This window comes from Pseudomonas sp. M30-35, assembly GCF_002163625.1.
GTDB lineage: Bacteria > Pseudomonadota > Gammaproteobacteria > Pseudomonadales > Pseudomonadaceae > Aquipseudomonas.
Map to the genome: position 1 here is coordinate 565,221 of NZ_CP020892.1, position 17,055 is coordinate 582,275.

The 17,055-nt window shown below is 53.9% G+C and carries 11 protein-coding genes; 1 reads left to right on the forward strand and 10 read right to left on the reverse strand.

The features are described from left to right. Window positions 1-31: 31 nt before the first annotated feature. From B9K09_RS02505 to B9K09_RS02515, 3 genes are all read right to left on the reverse strand, one after another. Window positions 32-2,434: a TonB-dependent receptor gene (locus B9K09_RS02505; protein WP_087515371.1), complete on the reverse strand. Its 2,403-nt coding sequence runs from the start codon at window positions 2,432-2,434 to the stop codon at window positions 32-34. Window positions 2,435-2,531: 97 nt separating this feature from the next. Further along, complete coding sequence (locus tag B9K09_RS02510) at window positions 2,532-3,491, reverse strand: FecR domain-containing protein (RefSeq protein WP_087515372.1); 960 nt, start codon at window positions 3,489-3,491, stop codon at window positions 2,532-2,534. Then, window positions 3,488-4,006 (reverse strand): RNA polymerase sigma factor, encoded by a 519-nt coding sequence (locus tag B9K09_RS02515; RefSeq protein WP_087515373.1) that lies wholly within the window; start codon window positions 4,004-4,006, stop codon window positions 3,488-3,490. Before B9K09_RS02515 ends, B9K09_RS02510 begins: the two co-directional genes overlap by 4 nt. A gap of 266 nt (window positions 4,007-4,272) precedes the next feature. Here B9K09_RS02515 and B9K09_RS02520 point away from each other — a divergent pair, with 266 nt between their 5' ends. After that, complete coding sequence (locus B9K09_RS02520) at window positions 4,273-4,800, forward strand: U32 family peptidase (protein ID WP_087515374.1); 528 nt, start codon at window positions 4,273-4,275, stop codon at window positions 4,798-4,800. Between the two features lie 113 nt (window positions 4,801-4,913). On the opposite strand, the gene B9K09_RS02525 is transcribed toward B9K09_RS02520, so the two are convergent. The 7 genes from B9K09_RS02525 to B9K09_RS02555 all read right to left on the reverse strand — a co-directional run bounded on the left by B9K09_RS02525 (window position 4,914) and on the right by B9K09_RS02555 (window position 16,917). Beyond that, window positions 4,914-5,621 carry a PolC-type DNA polymerase III gene (locus tag B9K09_RS02525; RefSeq protein ID WP_087515375.1) on the reverse strand — a complete coding sequence of 236 codons (708 nt, stop codon included), beginning with the start codon at window positions 5,619-5,621 and terminating at the stop codon, window positions 4,914-4,916. Continuing rightward, a complete protein-coding gene (locus B9K09_RS02530; protein WP_087518951.1) occupies window positions 5,618-7,546 on the reverse strand; it encodes a putative nucleotidyltransferase substrate binding domain-containing protein in 1,929 nt (642 codons plus the stop codon). The genes B9K09_RS02525 and B9K09_RS02530 overlap by 4 nt, the downstream gene beginning before the upstream one ends. 223 nt (window positions 7,547-7,769) lie before the next feature. Beyond that, window positions 7,770-8,255, reverse strand: coding sequence for a poly-beta-1,6-N-acetyl-D-glucosamine biosynthesis protein PgaD (gene pgaD / locus B9K09_RS02535; RefSeq protein WP_087515376.1), 486 nt, complete (start codon window positions 8,253-8,255; stop codon window positions 7,770-7,772). Next, window positions 8,252-9,592: a poly-beta-1,6-N-acetyl-D-glucosamine synthase gene (pgaC, locus tag B9K09_RS02540; protein WP_087515377.1), complete on the reverse strand. Its 1,341-nt coding sequence runs from the start codon at window positions 9,590-9,592 to the stop codon at window positions 8,252-8,254. Before pgaC ends, pgaD begins: the two co-directional genes overlap by 4 nt. Continuing rightward, window positions 9,589-11,595: a poly-beta-1,6-N-acetyl-D-glucosamine N-deacetylase PgaB gene (pgaB, locus tag B9K09_RS02545; RefSeq protein WP_087515378.1), complete on the reverse strand. Its 2,007-nt coding sequence runs from the start codon at window positions 11,593-11,595 to the stop codon at window positions 9,589-9,591. Before pgaB ends, pgaC begins: the two co-directional genes overlap by 4 nt. Window positions 11,596-11,606: 11 nt before the next feature. Next, window positions 11,607-14,093 (reverse strand): poly-beta-1,6 N-acetyl-D-glucosamine export porin PgaA, encoded by a 2,487-nt coding sequence (gene pgaA, locus B9K09_RS02550; protein WP_256574190.1) that lies wholly within the window; start codon window positions 14,091-14,093, stop codon window positions 11,607-11,609. Between the two features lie 646 nt (window positions 14,094-14,739). Then, a complete protein-coding gene (locus B9K09_RS02555; protein ID WP_087515380.1) occupies window positions 14,740-16,917 on the reverse strand; it encodes a malate synthase G in 2,178 nt (725 codons plus the stop codon). Between the last annotated feature and the right edge of the window lie 138 nt (window positions 16,918-17,055).

A 17,055-nucleotide genomic window follows, 5' to 3' on the forward strand; every position in this document is an offset into this window, starting at 1 on the left:
GCGGCCAGTGGAGTGCTGGCCGCCACTCGATTTAGAATTCGAGTTGAGCTGAGAAGGTAAAGGTACGTGGCGCCCCGAGGTAATAGCTGCTCAGCCAGTATTCTTTGTTTGCCAGGTTACTGACATTGGCGCGCAGGGTCAGGTTGCTATCGCTCGACACTGCCGTGCGATAGCGCATGCCTGCATCGAAGGTGGTCACTGACGGTAAGCTGTGATTGTTGGCTTCGTCGGTGTAAATCTTGCCCGTGTAATAGGCGCCACCTGTCAATGCCACGCCCGGCAGGGCATTGAGCTCGTATTCATTGTAGAACTTGGCGAATTGGCTGGCGACGTTGGTCGGCTTCTGGCCTTCGCTGGCAGCATCGCTAGAGTCTTTGACTTTTGGATCGAGCAATGTCAGCCCACCAACAACGGTCCACTGCGGAATAACCTTACCGGTAATGCCGAATTCAACACCACGGTTTTCCTGCTGGCCGTCGTCACTGTAGATACCCTGGCTATTGGTGTAGCTGTTGGGTTTCTCGATATTGAACAACGCCATGGTCAGCAAGGTTTCGCCAACGGTCGCCTTTACACCCAGTTCGTATTGTTCGCTGACTTGTGGGGCTAACGCCTGTCCGGCGTTTAGCGCAGTGTTGGGTGCGATTCCGCCTGCTTCGAGCCCCTCAATGTAGCTGGCATACGTGGTTAACCACGGCAGAGGTTTGTAGATAAGCGAGATGTTCGGCGTTGTCTCGCTTTCTTTGTAGGTGGTGGCGGTCTCTGGGTAACCAAAAGGGCCCGCAAAGACGAAGTCGTTACTGTAGGTCTCGATAGTGCTGTGGGTGAGGCCGAGAATGGTCGACCACTGTTCGTTGAAGGTGATGATGTCGCCGATGAGAAAGTTGTCGCTCTGGGTCCGGCTCGACAAGCGCTGGTCGCCATTACCGATGCTGTAGTCAGGTTTGTCTACCTGAGGGTGCTGGCTGAATGGCAGGTCTGGAGTCACAGATTCATACTGCGGGCCAGGATAGGGAATGTAGTCTTCATAGTCGCGCACGCGTGACACATTGCCTTGATAGCCCATTGTCACTTTGTGGCCAATGCCGCCGGTGTTGAAGGCTGAGTCGAGGAACAAGTAGCCCGAGGTTTCCTCGGTCTCAACCGGGGCAAAAGCATACAGCGGCTGGCTGTAAACATTGGCGTTGTTAACGGTTGGACCGGTGTAGGTGTACTCGTTTTCATACTGGGTGTAACCCAGTGCGCCGCGCAATGTAAACGTATCACTGAGTCGCCAGTTGAAGCGGCTGCCAACCCGGTCGTGGCTACTGTCAGAGAACGCCCAGCGCTGGCTGTAGAGTTTGTCATTGTCCAGTTTGTCGGCATCTGGACGCAGGGCTTGGTCGGCGAAATACCAATAACTGGTGAGGCCACGCGTTTCGCTTTTCTTGTGCGAGGCGTCGAACTGGATCAGCAGATCGTCGCTGACATTCCAGTCAAGCGCCAAGGAAATCATTTCACGACGGTTTTTTTGCAGGTCTATCGCAGTCTCGCCATCTTGGGTCAATACATTGAGGCGGTAAGCAAATACGCCTGCGTCATCGATAGTGCCGCCGAAGTCGCCGTGTAAATAATAGTTTTCGCCGCCAGCGTTGCCGAGAGTGACGCTGTTATAGCGCTGATAAGTAGGGCGCTTGAGCACGTAGTTGACCAGGCCGCCGGGGCTTGCAGGGCCATAGAGGAAGCCGCTCAGTCCGGTGAGGATTTCCAGCTGTTCCATTTCTTCAACATAGTTGCCGCTGTCATAGCCGTTGCTGAAGCGCAGGCCATCGCTGGCGAGGCTCAGGTTACCGGAGCTACTAAAACCACGCATGCTTACCGAGCTGGCGTAACCCGCTGAGTCGGGTGATGTGAACTGCGTCGATGGGTTGAGCTTGTAGACGTCATCCATCGATGTCGCTTGGATATTCTTCAGCAGATCACTGCCGATCACGCTGATGGAGTAGGGCGCATCACGCAGAGGTATACCGCCAAGCGCACCGACGTTTTGCACGGACTCATTACGGTAGCCGTCGGCTTCGCTGCCTGTCGTGAGTTGGGTGCCGATAATTGTCGCGTCGGGTAATGCCGCAGCAGATGAGTCGCTAACCACTGATTTAAGGCTGTAACTGCCAACGCTGTTGCGCTCCAACTGCAAACCACTGCCTTGCAAGGCGGCTTCAAGCGCTTGGGTTGCGTCGTACTCACCTTGAACCGGTTGCGACATTTTATTTGCAGTCAACTTCGGGTCAATGCTCAGGGCGATTCCGGCCTGCGCAGCAATGCTGTTGAGCGTGCTGGCTAGCGGTGCTGCAGGCAACTGGTAGGTTTCAGCTTTAGCGACTGTGGCGGCGCTGCTCAAGGTGATCGCAGCTAGCAACAGGCTTGGGCGGAAACGTGCAGGGAAAAGTGGCATTGTAAATCGCTCCCAAAGGATAATATGTCTCATTACCTTATTACCGAAGCAGATTTGAAAAGTGTCAGGGGGTAGGTGAATTATTTTTTCCAGCGGATTATTCAGTCTCTGCTGGTGCTGGCACGACGCGTACCCACCACTTGCTGTGTTGTTCGATACGCACCGGCAAACTCGGCGGTAAGGTGGCCAGCGCGAGGTCGCTATTGTTCAGCGGGAAGCTGCCGCTGATACGCAAGTTCGCGACTTCAGGGGCGACGCTCAAATAGCCGCTGCGGTATTGCGCGAGCGTCGAAACCAGGTCCGCCAACCGCTGGTTTTCAACCACTAGCATGCCATGCACCCATGCATCAGCGGCCATGGGCGCGGTGTCTGTCTGGCTTAAACCCTGTTCGGTGATCAGCACCTGTTGACCGGCGTTGATGATGCGCCGATCCGTCCCTTCTACGGGCTGAGCCGCAACTGCTGACTTTAATACGATCAGGCGGGTGGTCTGGTTTGATTCGCGCACCAGAAAGCGTGTGCCGAGCGCTTGCAGGCGACCTTGCGCGGTTTCAACAATAAACGGGCGTTTGTCGTGCGCGGTTTCAACCAAAATTTCGCCGTTGCGTAAAACCAAACGGCGTTCATCAGCACTGAACTCGATATCGACTGCCGTGCGGCTGTTGAGGCGTAGCACGCTGTTGTCGTCCAACTGGACTTGCAACTGCTCGCCGCTCGCCGTCACTTGATCAGCAAGCCAATCGCTTAGTGGCCGTTGATGATTACTCCAACCCGCAGCCAATACAGCGAGCAGGGCAATGCTGAGGAGTGATTTCTTGATTTTTCCGGTATTAGCGGGCGGCGTGTCTTTAATCAGCGCTGCCCGTACCAGCGGTGACGCATTACGGCTGATGTCCTGCTCTATCAGATCCAGACGCGACCACGCCTCTGCATGCTCAGGCGCTGCGTTTAGCCATGCCTGGAATGCTCTGTGTTGAGCGGGGTCGTGATCATCCGAGTTTAGTTTAAGGCGCCAATGGATCGCTCTGTCCAGTATGGCGCGGCTGATATCACTCACTGCGGAGCGCCGTAGCGGGCGATGTAGCACTGGCGCAAGGCTTGAGCCAGGTATTGACGTACCCGGGAAACAGAAACGTTGAGTTTCTGTGCAATCTCATGCTGCTTTAGGCCGTCAACCTGGCTGTAGAGGAACGCTGCGCGGGCGTTGGCCGAGAGCTCGCCAAGCAATTGATCGATCCTAAGCAGAGCTTCGAGGGCTATTTGCTGCTGTTCAGGATTTGGCTGCAGCGGTTCAGGCAGTTGCGCCAGTTCGGCCAGATAGGCTTGTTCGAGACAATTGCGCCGGTGCTGATCAATTAACAGGCCTTTGGCGATGGTCGTCAGCAGTGCGCGTGGTTCATTAGGCGCAAGCAGGTCTGAGCGACCGAGCAGGCGCACAAAAGTGTCTTGGCTGATGTCTTCAGCGCGTTGCGTACAGTTGAGGCTTTTGCGTAACCAGCCGAATAACCAGTCGCGGTGGTCACGATAAAGCACGCCCACCTGGTGATGGTTAATAGAGTTTCCGGAGGTCACGCGAATTGCTCTGTTATCTAAATAGAAAATACATCGAGAACTATTCTCATATATTCGCAGGAATACTGTGCTCACCGCAATCTGCTTTGCGCAAATGGCAGATCAGTGGTCATGTTGCGGCGTTTACAAGAAATGAGTCTGAAGCTGACTGGGTGCAAAGTCTTGCCTGGCCTGAATACCGCTTCAGCAAAACATTGATGCAGATCAATACTGCTCAGCTGTGCATTCTTTATGATTAAGGGTTCCCTTTTGTTGTGTGTAGAACTATGAATTTACTACGCAAGACTGACCGACTTTCACCTGCACGCAGCCTTACAAATATGCGTTACTCGTTTGTTTCGCGTGACTCATCGCTGCAGGGGCTCGCTGACGCTCGTCATCTGCCTCCAAACGTGGCGCTTGAGCCAGTTGTGCAGGGTGTCTCCGGGCGTTATCTACACTCGGGCCACATGAGTAAGCAGGCAGCTAATCAAGGTGCCTGCACCTACGCCTGCCGCTGGCAATACAAAGCGTTGGAGGGGCGTGCGAATGAGTTAGGCAAAAGTGTCGGCCCTGCGAGCAGGCCCAATTGTGATGATTGCTCCAGCGGCCATAAGGTCGAACCTTCTTTGGGCTGGATGCGCCGTCTGATAAGTTTTATCTGTTCGAAGAAAATACGCGACCGGGCAAGGCCATCTCGAGGTTTGGAGACGAGCACTGCACGTAGTACTTATATTACCAACGCCAAAGATTTACGTGCGATCAAGCACGTCGAGCAACGGGCGATGGTGGGCGTGTGCTCGCAGGGGGATTGAAGGCCGTACGACATCGTCCTTTGATTGTGCTCGAGCCGCCCAAGCGCAGCTTCTGGCACGTGATATTAAGTTCAATTACGCCTTATTGCGGTGCGATCCATCGTCAATCGTTATCAAAACGAGTGCTTACGCGGGCGGCGGCTCCACTGGTTGAGGCGTTGTTGCAGAGCTAACAGGCTGTCGAGTTGCTGCTGGCGGGCTTTGCTGAGCATGATCAAACCCAGCTCTGCGGTGACCAGTGCGTCGGCGCTGGCGTTATGCCGTTGTTGCACCTGTAGGCCAAAGTGCCTTATCCAGTCATCCAGTCCCGCGCGTTCCAGCGAGGCGTCTGGGCACAGCAGCGGGGCCAGATCCGCGACGTCGAAAAAGCTGTGCTGCAGCCGATAACCGAGGCTTTGCTTGAGTGCTCGACTGAGCATGCGTTGGTCAAATCTGGCATGAAACGCCAGTAGTGGGCTGCTACCGAGAAACTCCATAAAATCCAGTAGCGCATCCGCGGGCTCTGTCCCGGCGGCGATTGCGCTGGGCGCCAAGCCGTGGATCAACACGCTGGCGCTGACTTTATGGTTTTCGCGCAATAAGGTGCACTCAAACTGCTGAGCGAGATCGATAGCGCCGTTTTCGATGACCACGGCACCAATTGATAGTAGTTCGTCGCGTTTGACATCCAGACCGCTGGTTTCCAAATCTACAACCACCATTCGCTGTTGGTTGAGCGCGGTTGTGTCGAGCGACGCGGCTACAGGTAATTGTTCCAGCCGTTGCTGTTGTGCGGAACTTAGTTGTGCTGTGCGGCTGGTAAGCCAAGTCAGTGCATTCATAATTGATAACGTAGTGCCAGGCTGGCTTGCAAGCGCTTAGCTTGGCGAAATGACTCGCGCAAGATACGCTGATCGAGATGGTTGAGGGTGTCTGGGTCAATCCGGTTGGAGTATGGCAAACCTTGCTTGGCCTGTTGCTGATGGTGTTGCATGCGGGTTTGCTGAATAAAATGGTAGGCCTCTTCGTAAGCGGCGCCGTCTTGCGCCTCAATCACGCCTTTGTCGATCAAGCCTTGCAGCCGCTCAAGGGTATTGCTGCTTTCAATGCCATTGGCCAAGGCCAGAACCCGAGCACCCTCGACAAAGGGGTTTAAGCCCTGGACTTTAAGATCCAAGGTGTTTTTCTCGGCGCCTTTGCGGGCCACCACAAAGTCGCGGAAGTGCCCAACTGGTGGGCGCTGGCGCAGGGCGTTCTCTGCGAGCATGCGCTGGCTCAAGGTGTTCTTGGCAAATTTATCCAGCAACTCGCTGCGTAATGCTGCGCAGCCATGCGGCTCTCCCCAGACGACTCGTAAATCAAAGTAGATAGATGAGTTGAGCAGGTTCTCTGGCGTTGCCTCGCTGATTAAACTGTCGAAACGCTGTGACCACTCGTGTTGTGACAAGCACAGCTCAGGATTGCCGGCCATTATGTTGCCTTTACACAAGGTAAAACCGCACTGCGCAAGGTGCAGGTTGATTGCATGGGCCAGTGGTAACAGTAATTGACGTTTCTCAGAGGCATCGGTCGGGGTATCCGCCGTAAACATGATGCCGTTGTCCTGATCAGTCAGCAGCGTTTGTTCGCGCCGTCCCTCGCTGCCGAAGCACAGCCAGGTAAACGCTACGCCGGGGTCACCGAGCTGCTCAATCGTTAGCTCAATCACGCGGCATACGGTGTGGTCATTGAGCTGGGTGATCAGTTGAGTGATCTGCGTTGAGCTCGCACCGTGCGCGAGCATACGGTCAACCAACTGCAAGATGTTGTCACGCAAACTAATCAGCGTTGCCAGCTTGCTAGCATTGCGAATACTGCGCGCCAAGTACACCAGATCAACCCGTTGCAGCGAGAACAGATCCCGCTCCGAGACCACACCACTAAGCTGGCCGTGCTCAACCACGCAGACGTGAGCGATGTTGTGCTCGGTCATCGTGATGGCTGCATCGAATGTGCTGGCGCTGGCGGGTAAGTGGAGTGGCTTAGGGGTCATGAGTTGTTCAATCGGCAACTCTAGAGAGGTGCCGTCTGCGATGACTCGCCGCAAGTCGCGCAGGGTAAATATCCCCAGTGGTTGCAGGCGTGGATTCACAATAACGATGCTGCCGACATGTTGCTCATGCATCTGTTTAACGGCTTCACGCACAGTTGTATCCGGCGCGCAGCTGACGGGTTTACGCAGCAGTCGTTCACTCAGTTTGCTATCCAGCGAGTATTGCGCGCCAAGGTTCTCCGTCGCGCGCAATTGCACCTGTTGGTTGACCTGATCAAGCAAGCTGCTAACGCCACGTAAGGCAAAGTCGCGCAGCGGCGCGGAGAGCTTAAACAATTGAACGAAGGCCGCCTTGCGTAACAGCAAGCAAAAGCTGTCTTGTGCGGCGATGTGTTCGGTACGCGTTGCGCGCTCCCCAATCAAAGCCGACAGTGGAAAGCATTCACCGGTGGTGATCTCAAAGGTGGTTTCGTCATTGGCTTTTGTTGACTGCGGGCGAGCGCCGCGGATACGCCCTTGTTTGACGATATAAAAAAATTCGACTGGACCGTCGCTGGGTTTGAGGATGCTTTCGCCCTGGCTGTAAAAGCGTAGTTGGCAGTGTTCAACCAGATAGGTTAAGTGCGCCAGATCCATTTGCTTGAAGGGCGGGAATTTTTGCAGGAACTCAACAGTGCCGTGGATGTTCTGCGACACCGCGGTTTTACCTGCTTGTTCGAATGCGTCCTCAGCCATATCAGCACGTCCTGTTTTTTGCATGGTGCGGTGCTTGTTGCAATGCGGCCATTGGACGTAAGTCTAGCTGCTGCGAGAGCGAGCTGATCAAGCTTAGCGTAGTGGGTTACTTGCGTTGGAGCACAGGAGAGGAGAGGGTTACGGCAGGGGCATAGATTGGATGTTTTATGCATCGCGCAGCTGTGGCCAGCGAGCTGGCCGATCAACCAGCTCGCTGATGGTGTTAAACCAAACTGAGTCTCGCACCACTTTTCAGGCTACGTACTTTCGGTTGTAGCATCATTGGGTCTTCAATCCAGCTCAGGTCACCCTGTTCGGTGTTGTGCAGGATAAGCACTTGCTTGCGGCGCAAAATATTCAGGTCTTCCAGGGTCACAAAAAAACTCGCTGACAGGGCGCTGTCGCAGAGATCAGGGCTACGCTCGCGGCGAGTGTAGCGCGCAGCGCGCAGTTCGTTGTATTTGGCCCATGTCAGCAAAATCCCGCCTATCAGTGCCCCGGCAATCGCGTAATTTGAAAGTTGCATGATCAGCGGCATAAACGCGCTGATGAGTATGCTTTGAAATTGCTCTGGGTGAGCAATCAACTGTTTGGCAAACGGCACTGTGCCGTTCGTGATCAAGTACAAAAAAACTGCCCATGCAGACAGTGTCAGCAGGGTGTCGATGGTTTTAGGTAGCCAGTGTTGCTCCGTCTTGATAATACTCATGGTTCATTCCTTTTGATTCCACGGTCAGGGCTTGTCCAACGCGCTCGTTTTCCTCGAGCGCTGATCATTACTTTCGGGAAACTCACTATCGTGGTGATAAACGTGAGCAGCCAAAAGGCCAGTGGGTACCAAATGGTCCAGAACAGGGCCTTACCCAAACCTTTTTCATATCTGCGTTCAATTACCAGGCTGAGCGCGAATTGCATCAGGCATACCGCTGCCAGAAGCACACCGGTAAAACCAGGCGGTAACATGTCGTTCACACGATAGTTCGGCGGCAACTCAACGAACTGGCCGGCAACCCAAAGTAATAATGAAAACGCCAAGGCGAAGGCCCAGGTGGCTGATATTGCGAACTCCAGCAGCAATGGCCACATGTAGCGATAGCGCCACGACCATATAGTGCGTGCGTTTTTAAGTAAGACTTCGGCGCCACCCTGTGCCCAGCGCTTGCGTTGCTTCCAAAGGCCCGCGATGGTTTCCGGCATGAGAATCCAGCACAGCGCGCGTGGTTCGTAGAAGATCGTCCAGTGGTCAAGCTGCAGCTTCCAGCTGACATCGATGTCTTCGGTGATCATGTCGGGGCTCCAGTAGTCAACGCGATCTAACGCACTGCGGCGAAAGCTCGCTATCACTCCTGAAATGGTGAATACACGCCCGTAAACACGCTGTGCACGTTTGATCAAACCGATAATTGAAGAAAACTCCCCGACTTGAATTCGCCCAACCAAGGTTGAGCGTGTGCGAATGCGCGGATTGCCGGTGACGGCACCCACGCGAGGGTTTTCAAGTAAGGGTTTGACCAAAAATGCAGCCGTGTCTCGGCTCAATAGCGCATCACCATCAATACACACCAGGTATTCGCTATTGGCGGCGATCGCAGCCATGCGCAATGCCACTGCTTTACCTTGATTCTGCGCAAGGTGGAGTACGCGCAAGCGTGGCTCACGGGCGGCAATCTGGTTGAGGATTTCGGCAGTAGTGTCTTTTGAACCGTCGTTTACTGCGATGACTTCGATATTAGGGTAGCGCTGGCTCAGCGCCGCACGAATGGTTTCATGGATATTATCGCCTTCGTTGAAGCAAGGGATAATGATTGAAATCAGTGGCTGGCCTACAAGGTCAGGGGCTGGGTTGTCACCGTCATAAGACCAGTTCCAGTCGCGCTCCCAGTGAATCCAGAAATACATCCCCCCAACAATCCATAGCACCGACATGAGCAATGGATAGAGGAAAATGAAGTTCAGCATCACCGAACCGCTTATGCCTTCAGCCAGGCCAAAAGGAATACCCAGAATGATGGCGAGGACGAGCAGTGCTATCAGGCGATCTGTCATGGTTTTGGCGCCCAAGCGTTAGAGAAAGCAGGATGAATCTCATCCAATGCAGGCTCATTGGTTACAAAGTTGTCTGGGTAGTAGCCGTAATTGACTACGCCTTTCCATTGCAGGTGCTTCATCCACTCAGCGAGCTGTTGGGCACTAATTGCAGGTGAGTTGGGCTTACTCCAGTCGCGCGCTTGCAGCTCAAAAACGGTACGTTTAAGGGCGCCTGGTCGCTGGCCGATGATGTCCACCATTTTCTCAAGCCAAGCGTTGGAGTCTTTCAGTGCGACGCCTTCCATCAGCGGCATGGCCATGGGCGCGGTCCAGTCATAGCTTGCGAGGAAATTGTCGAGGTTTTGCGCGAACCAGGTTTCGCTCACTGGATTCATGATCGGTTGTGCGTAAATGTTACGAGCCGTGAGAATCTGCGGGCCGCGGATCGCTTTAACTTTTGCTGCCAGTTCAAGCGTGAAGTCTGTCAGGTACTTGGTTTTAAACTGAGCCCAGGTTTCCAGCGACTGTTGGCTATCGCGCAGCGCGGCGATGTCTGCCGGCAAACCTGCTTTGCGGTACGCCGCAAGTGCGTCCGGCCCGGCGTCCTCAAAATCGGTGAGCAAGGCATCATCGTGGAATAGCAGGCCGTCGAAGTTTGCATAACGGGCGAGGTCTTGATAGATGTCGCCAATCTGCTTACGCGCTTCGGCGTTGAACGGAGAAAGCCGCTGGTACTGTTTAGGGTCAACAGATGGTTTGCCTGTTTCAGGATCCCAGCGCTGTACCCGTGGCAGCTTCTTGTCCAAGTCGAAACTCAGTACCGGCATCCATGCATAAACCTGAACGTGCGCTCGGGTTTGTAGTTGCCACGAAGCACGGTTGAACAGGTCGGCGCGCATAGGCAAATGGCTGTTGGGAAAGTAGGTTTCGCGAACCGTTCCATCACCTTTAGGGTCCGCGTACGCTTGCAGGAATACGGTGTTGATACCCAAGTCATAAATGCGCTGAACCATGCTGCCGATGTTTTTGTCCATCTGCTGCGGATCGGGGTCATAAACGTAGTCGAGGTCGACGTGGGCAACCCGCATTGAACTGGTTTCAGCAATTGCAAGAACAGATGTTGCGAATTGGTCAATCTCAGGATCACCACTGACTAGATAGCGCGGTCCTTCCTTGATTGTTGATAGGCTGCTCATGCCGTCTTCTAAGGTCAGAGCAATGTCGTAGCCGTTTTCATTGGCAATTTTTAATACCTCGCCACTCTGTTGGCCATATGGCCATACCCAAACCCGTGGTTTGCGCCCCGTTACAGCTTCGATTTTGTCGCTGATCTTGGCAATGTCCTTGCTCCAGCGAGCATGGGCTTCTTCATCGTTTTCATAACGTTTGAGTACAGGGTCGTAAAGGCGATTGGCAGCCGATGGCTCCAGGTTGCCTTGCGGGTTTGCCAATGCGCCGGTGTGCATATTGTTGGTATGCGCGGCAATCTCAACCAATGGGTTTTCAGCCATTCGCTTGACTTGATCCCAGGTTGCGAATTTCTTGCGCTCGGTTGGCATACCGGCGAAGTCGACCGGGCTGTTCAGAGGGGTACTGACCCAGGCGCCCACTGGGGCAAAAACGGCTGGCCAGTTGTAGGCTTCGAGCAGAGGCAGTACACGGTCATAGAAGCTGCTGTAGCCATCATCGAATGTCAGCAAAAGCGCTTTTTCAGGCAATGGTTCTGTGCCTGTCCGCGCCGCGAGAACTTGATCAATTGAAACCGCTTGATAGCCGCTTTCGTGCAGCCATTTAAGCTGGGCGATCAGGTTGGCCGTGCGAACCGAAACATAGTTCTGGTCAGCCTCCCGGTCTTCAACGTCGTGATAGCAAATTGCTAGGATCTTGCCTTGCGGCCACGGCGCCTCGCTAGTGGGCAGAGCACGGGCAAGAGGCGGCACAAAGGGTGGTCCTTCAGAGGCGCAGGCACTGAGAAGTATCAAGCTCAATGCAAAAATGGCGAATGTATTTAGATAGCGCATGGAAGTTCTCATCAAAAGCGGTACGAAAGATCGAACACAAGCCGGTATTCGGTCTCGCGTTCACCGTCGTAGGGGCGATTAAGTGCAGAGGCCGTTGCGCCGAAGTTGAGCTGGTCATTGATGCTCACGCGCTGGCCGTAACTGATAAAACCGATGGCATCGGTGCCATAGTTGCGTTGGTTGTAACTGCCCAGACCGAACTGCGCTTGTTGGCTCCAGGTCTGCTCGTAGCGCTCATACAGCAAGTGTGAAAGGCGCAAGCCGGGCATGATGCTTAGATCATCTTCGGGGCTGAAGTACGGGCCGTCAGCGGGTTGGCTGTTATGGCTGGCGCCAATATCGAGCAGGGCATCAGCCACCAGCTTGGACGAGGTATAGACCCGCTCTCGGCCGGAGATGGAGCCGCTTAAACGGTCGTTGCCGTCGTCAAAGCGCTGCGGTGTCAGTGAGATACGCCACGAACGGCTTTCGTTAGGGCTCCAACTCAAGTAGCCGGAGTAAATATCAGATGTGATGTCGCTGTTCAGCGCGCGTAGCGGTGTCTCGCGAGACCTCCAGTCCATGGACCAGCCGTACTGCCAGTAATCGTTGAGGTCATGGCTGCCACTGAGACGAGCGCCTTGTTTATTACCGTGGCCGTAGTCCTGGTTGTTGACCTCAGCTTCAAGAGTGAGGTCGCGGCTACGCCACTCAAGGCCGCCGCGTTGATAGCGATTGCGGCCTTTGCCCTCTTCAAACGTGCCCTGGCTGTAACCGAGGCCGCCGAATACACGCCAGTTGTAATCGATAGGGGAGCTGTACAGAACAGTATCGATACCATAGTCGCCACTGCCTGTGACTGTGTTGTCAGGGCTGATGCCACCGTTGCTGGAAACTCTCAGCTCGGCCATGTTGTGTAATTGGCGAGCACGTTCAAGTTGTCGTACTGAGAGCCTTTCTGGATACCGGGCAAAAATATCATCGGCATACAGTTCGAACTGTCGCCACTCTTGCAGTTGTTGGGCGGTATAGCCTTGCCTGAGCTCAACATCGACAGAGCGTGGCGAAAGGTTCTCGGCTTCTTTTAGCTCCGCTTCTGAGCGTCGTGGCCAGCCACGTGCGGAATAAATATCGGCGCGTACTGTGCGCAGCTCGGTATTGCCTGGCGCACTGTTGGCCAGGGTTTCAATTTGCAGCTGCGCAGCCGCTAGATCATTAGCAGATTGAGATGCGCTGACCTCCATCACTTTGCCGGCTAGCCAGTGCGGATTTGCTTTACCGTTGGGTAAGCCTTTTTGGTAGAGGCGTCTAGGTTGATTGGCAATTGTCGGAACCAGCGACGCTGCCGCAACGTCTTGTCCGCTTTCTTTGAGCGCGTAGTAATACCCTTGCAGGTCAGATTGACGGGCAGGGTTTTTATCTTCTTTGTTCGGCAGGATTTGCTTATATAACTTGGCGGCGAGTTCGGGCTGTCGCAAATACAAACTTGCGCCTGCAACCCAGCGTAATGCATAGGCCGGAAGTGACACGCCTTTACTATTGAAGGCGTCATACTCATCAAGCACTTTCTGCATATACACACGATTAAACAGTGCGCCCATACGGTCGATACGCAACGCCTGAGCATCGTCTTGCGCCTGTGGAATATCTGCCCATTGACTGAGTAATCTGTCGGCCTCAGCAATCGCCTTGTCAGCTATTTTGAAACGATCGCGTTCTTTGCCGACGGGTAAGTTCGACATGCGCACATAATCGGCTACTCGCGCTCTTTGCAGAGTCCGGAGCTCTCTAGCGTTGACCAGTTGTGGATTCTTCTCGGCAAGTTCAAGTGCTTTGGAGTTCACGCCTGCACGTTGCAGGGCCAATAGGTATTCGCGCTTTACACTGTTGCGTTCAGGTGCAAGACGTCGCGCTTCATTAACTTCATTCAGGGAACTGAACTTTTGTTGGTTTCGCAAGTAGGCATAAGCGAGGGCTAAGCGACGCCCGGCATCATTTGGTTTCGCCGCTACTAATGTTTTGGCCTGCTGCACGGCATCAGCTGGTTTTCCTGAGTCGGCTAAGGTCATGACCCGGCCAACCAAGGCGCCGTTGTCGGTCGGCCTCAGTCGCAGCGCCTGATTGTAAGCGGCCAACGCCTGCGGCCAGCGCTGCAAGTTACGGTAGGCGCGCGCCGTGGTTGTCAGTACATCGGCAGACGGCGTCAAATATGAGCGACTGCTCTCGTATCGATTGACCACTTCCTCATCAAGCCCCGCCCAGCCAGCAATCAATATATGGTCGCTGGCATAAAGCTCTGACTTCTGCGTGTTATTTACCTCACGCAAAAACTCAAGTGCTGGCGTAACGTTACCATTGCGCGCACTGATAATCAGTTGGTCATAGATAGGGTCTGCTGCGTACACAGCAAAAGGGCTCGCGCCCAGCAATACTGCGAAGCACAGGGGGCAGGTTATGTGCGCGAGGGGTTTTATGTTTCGGCACAAAAACAATACGGATAAGTCAGGATTTAAAATCACGTTAATTATCTTTTCAAAACGAATGAGTGCCCTGCAATTTATAAAATAATTTATAAGCTGTGCTTTGGGAGCTGTACTGTTGTTCGGGTTGTCGCAGCCAACTTAAGTTTGATGGATAAGTGCTGGCTGTGCAGGCATATTGATATGTTGTATAACTGCTTTTTAAGCGGCGTCATTGTTACGAAAGTACTTTTCTATTGACGGCGGCGTCCCGTTATTAGTTACGGATGGTGGCATTTCGATAGACTGTTGTGCGTGCTATTAATAATCTGTAGATGCACTAATTATTTCAGTACTTTCGACGGGGCTGTAAGATTTGAAAGATTTTTTCAGATTTGCCGGTAATTAATAATGAGTTCCCTGCAGTTTTAAGTTTATTTATAGGTTGTCCTTTGGGTTGTACTGTTGTTCGGGGTGTTGCAGCTAACTTAAGTTTAATGGCTAAGTGCTGGCTATGCAGGCATAGTGCTACATAATGTGTAATTGCTTTTAAGTGGTGTTCATTGTTTCTAAAGTACTTTTCTATTGACGGTGGTGCCCCGTACTTAATACACCGTTATTTTGTGCTTTCGACGATATACAGCACGAAAGTTATTTGCTTAAATAAAAAACCGCCCAATTGGGCGGTTTTTTTTAGTCGCTAAACTCAGAGGCCGTTTTTGGCCTTGAACTCGCGACGACGACGGTGCAGGACCGGCTCGGTGTAGCCGTTTGGCTGCTTGGCACCCTCAACGACCAGCTCCAATGCCGCTTGGAAGGCAATGTTGCTGTCGAAGTCTGGAGCCAGGGGGCGATACGAAGGATCGTTAGCGTTCTGACGGTCAACCACTGGCGCCATGCGCTTGAGGCTGGCGACAATCTGCTCTTCCGTGGCGATGCCATGACGTAGCCAGTTGGCCAGCAGTTGGCTGGAGATACGTAAGGTTGCGCGGTCTTCCATCAAGCCAACATCGCTGATGTCCGGCACTTTCGAGCAACCTACACCGGCGTCGATCCAGCGCACGACATAACCCAGAATACCCTGTGAGTTGTTGTCGAGTTCGTTCTGGATTTCTTCAGCCGACCAGTTGGTGTTGCTGGCCAGAGGAATGGTCAGAATGTCATCCACTGATGCAGCCGTGCGGCTCTTCAGTTCTTCCTGGCGGGCAAACACATCGACCTTGTGATAATGCAAGGCGTGTAGGGTTGCCGCGGTAGGTGATGGCACCCAGGCAGTGTTGGCGCCAGACATCGGGTGACCAATTTTCTGCTCAAGCATCGCCGCCATCAGATCCGGCATGGCCCACATGCCCTTGCCGATTTGCGCACGACCTTGCAGGCCAGTGGCCAAGCCAACGTCGACGTTATTGTTTTCATAAGCGCCAATCCACTTCTCGGCTTTCATGGCGGCTTTACGCACGACGGCGCCAGCTTCCATTGAGGTGTGGATTTCGTCACCAGTGCGGTCGAGGAAGCCAGTATTGATGAATACCACGCGCTCGCGGGCGGCTTTGATGCAAGCCTTGAGGTTAACCGTGGTGCGTCGCTCTTCGTCCATGATGCCGACTTTCAGCGTGTTAGTCGCTAAGCCCAAGGCCTCTTCAACACGGCCGAACAGTTCGCTGGTAAAGGCGACCTCTTCGGGGCCATGCATCTTCGGCTTAACGATGTAAACCGAGCCGGTGCGCGTGTTCTTGCGGCTGGTGTTGCCGTTGAGGTTGTGCATGGCGATCATGCTGGTCAGCAGGCCGTCCATGATGCCTTCTGGCACTTCAAAACCATCTTTGTCGATGATTGCGTCGATGGTCATCAGGTGACCCACGTTACGCACGAACAACAGCGAACGACCGTGCAGGCTCAACTCGCTGCCATCGGGTTTGGTGTAGACGCGGTCCGGGTTCATGGTGCGGGTGAACGTGGTACCGCCCTTGGCGACTTCTTCCGCCAGGTCGCCCTTCATCAGGCCGAGCCAGTTGCGGTAGATCACTACTTTGTCGTCCGCATCAACCGCGGCAACCGAGTCTTCACAGTCCATGATGGTGGTTAGCGCAGCTTCCATCAGCACGTCTTTAACACCTGCAGCATCGGTGCTACCGACCGGGCTGTTGGCGTCGATCTGGATTTCAAAGTGCAAACCATTGTGCTTGAGCAGTATGGCTATCGGTGCGTTAACGTCACCTTGGAAGCCCACCAGCTGTGCATCATCCTGCAAGCCGGTATTGCTGCCGCCTTTAAGACCGACAACCAGCTTGCCATCGGCAATCTTGTAGCTCGTCGAATCAATGTGTGAAGCCGCTGCCAATGGCGCTGCTTCGTCGAGGAAGGCGCGAGCGAAGGCGATAACCTTGTCACCGCGAACCTTGTTGTAGCCTTTGCCTTTTTCGGCGCCGCCTTCTTCACTGATAACGTCAGTACCGTAGAGCGCGTCATATAGCGAGCCCCAGCGGGCGTTGGATGCGTTCAGGGCGAAGCGTGCGTTCATCACCGGCACAACCAACTGCGGGCCGGCCAAACGGGCGATTTCTTCGTCGACGTTAGTGGTAGTGGCTTGGAAGTCAGCTGGCTCCGGGAGCAGGTAGCCGATTTCTTCAAGGAATGCTTTGTAGGCAACGGCATCATGCGCCTGACCGGCGCGAGTCTGGTGCCAGCTATCTACCTGAGCCTGGATTTCGTCGCGCTTGGCCAGCAAGGCACGGTTTTTCGGTGCGAGTTCGTTAATTACCGCTTCGGCGCCGGTCCAGAACTTGTCGCTGGAAATACCGGTACCAGGAATGGCTTCGTTGTTAACGAAGTCGAACAGCACTTTGGCGACCTGCAGGCCACCGACTTGAACGCGTTCAGTCATCACTTGCCTCACTCTGCTCAGCTTTACTTAATAGCCGCTTAGGAACCTCTGAAAAACTACTGCGCTAGATATTACTGGGGCAGCCCTTGCTGCGTTAAAAAACTGCTCAAAATGCTCATTTACAGCACGTAAAGTCGA

What these genes read in the sequence shown, in the direction of transcription:
- B9K09_RS02505 (WP_087515371.1), bottom strand. Translation starts at nt 2,434, where the DNA reads ATGCCACTTTTCCCTGCACGTTTCCGCCCAAGCCTGTTGCTAGCTGCG.
- B9K09_RS02520 (WP_087515374.1), top strand. Translation starts at nt 4,273, where the DNA reads ATGAATTTACTACGCAAGACTGACCGACTTTCACCTGCACGCAGCCTT.
- B9K09_RS02525 (WP_087515375.1), bottom strand. Translation starts at nt 5,621, where the DNA reads ATGAATGCACTGACTTGGCTTACCAGCCGCACAGCACAACTAAGTTCC.
- B9K09_RS02530 (WP_087518951.1), bottom strand. Translation starts at nt 7,546, where the DNA reads ATGGCTGAGGACGCATTCGAACAAGCAGGTAAAACCGCGGTGTCGCAG.
- pgaD (WP_087515376.1), bottom strand. Translation starts at nt 8,255, where the DNA reads ATGAGTATTATCAAGACGGAGCAACACTGGCTACCTAAAACCATCGAC.
- pgaC (WP_087515377.1), bottom strand. Translation starts at nt 9,592, where the DNA reads ATGACAGATCGCCTGATAGCACTGCTCGTCCTCGCCATCATTCTGGGT.
- pgaB (WP_087515378.1), bottom strand. Translation starts at nt 11,595, where the DNA reads ATGCGCTATCTAAATACATTCGCCATTTTTGCATTGAGCTTGATACTT.
- B9K09_RS02555 (WP_087515380.1), bottom strand. Translation starts at nt 16,917, where the DNA reads ATGACTGAACGCGTTCAAGTCGGTGGCCTGCAGGTCGCCAAAGTGCTG.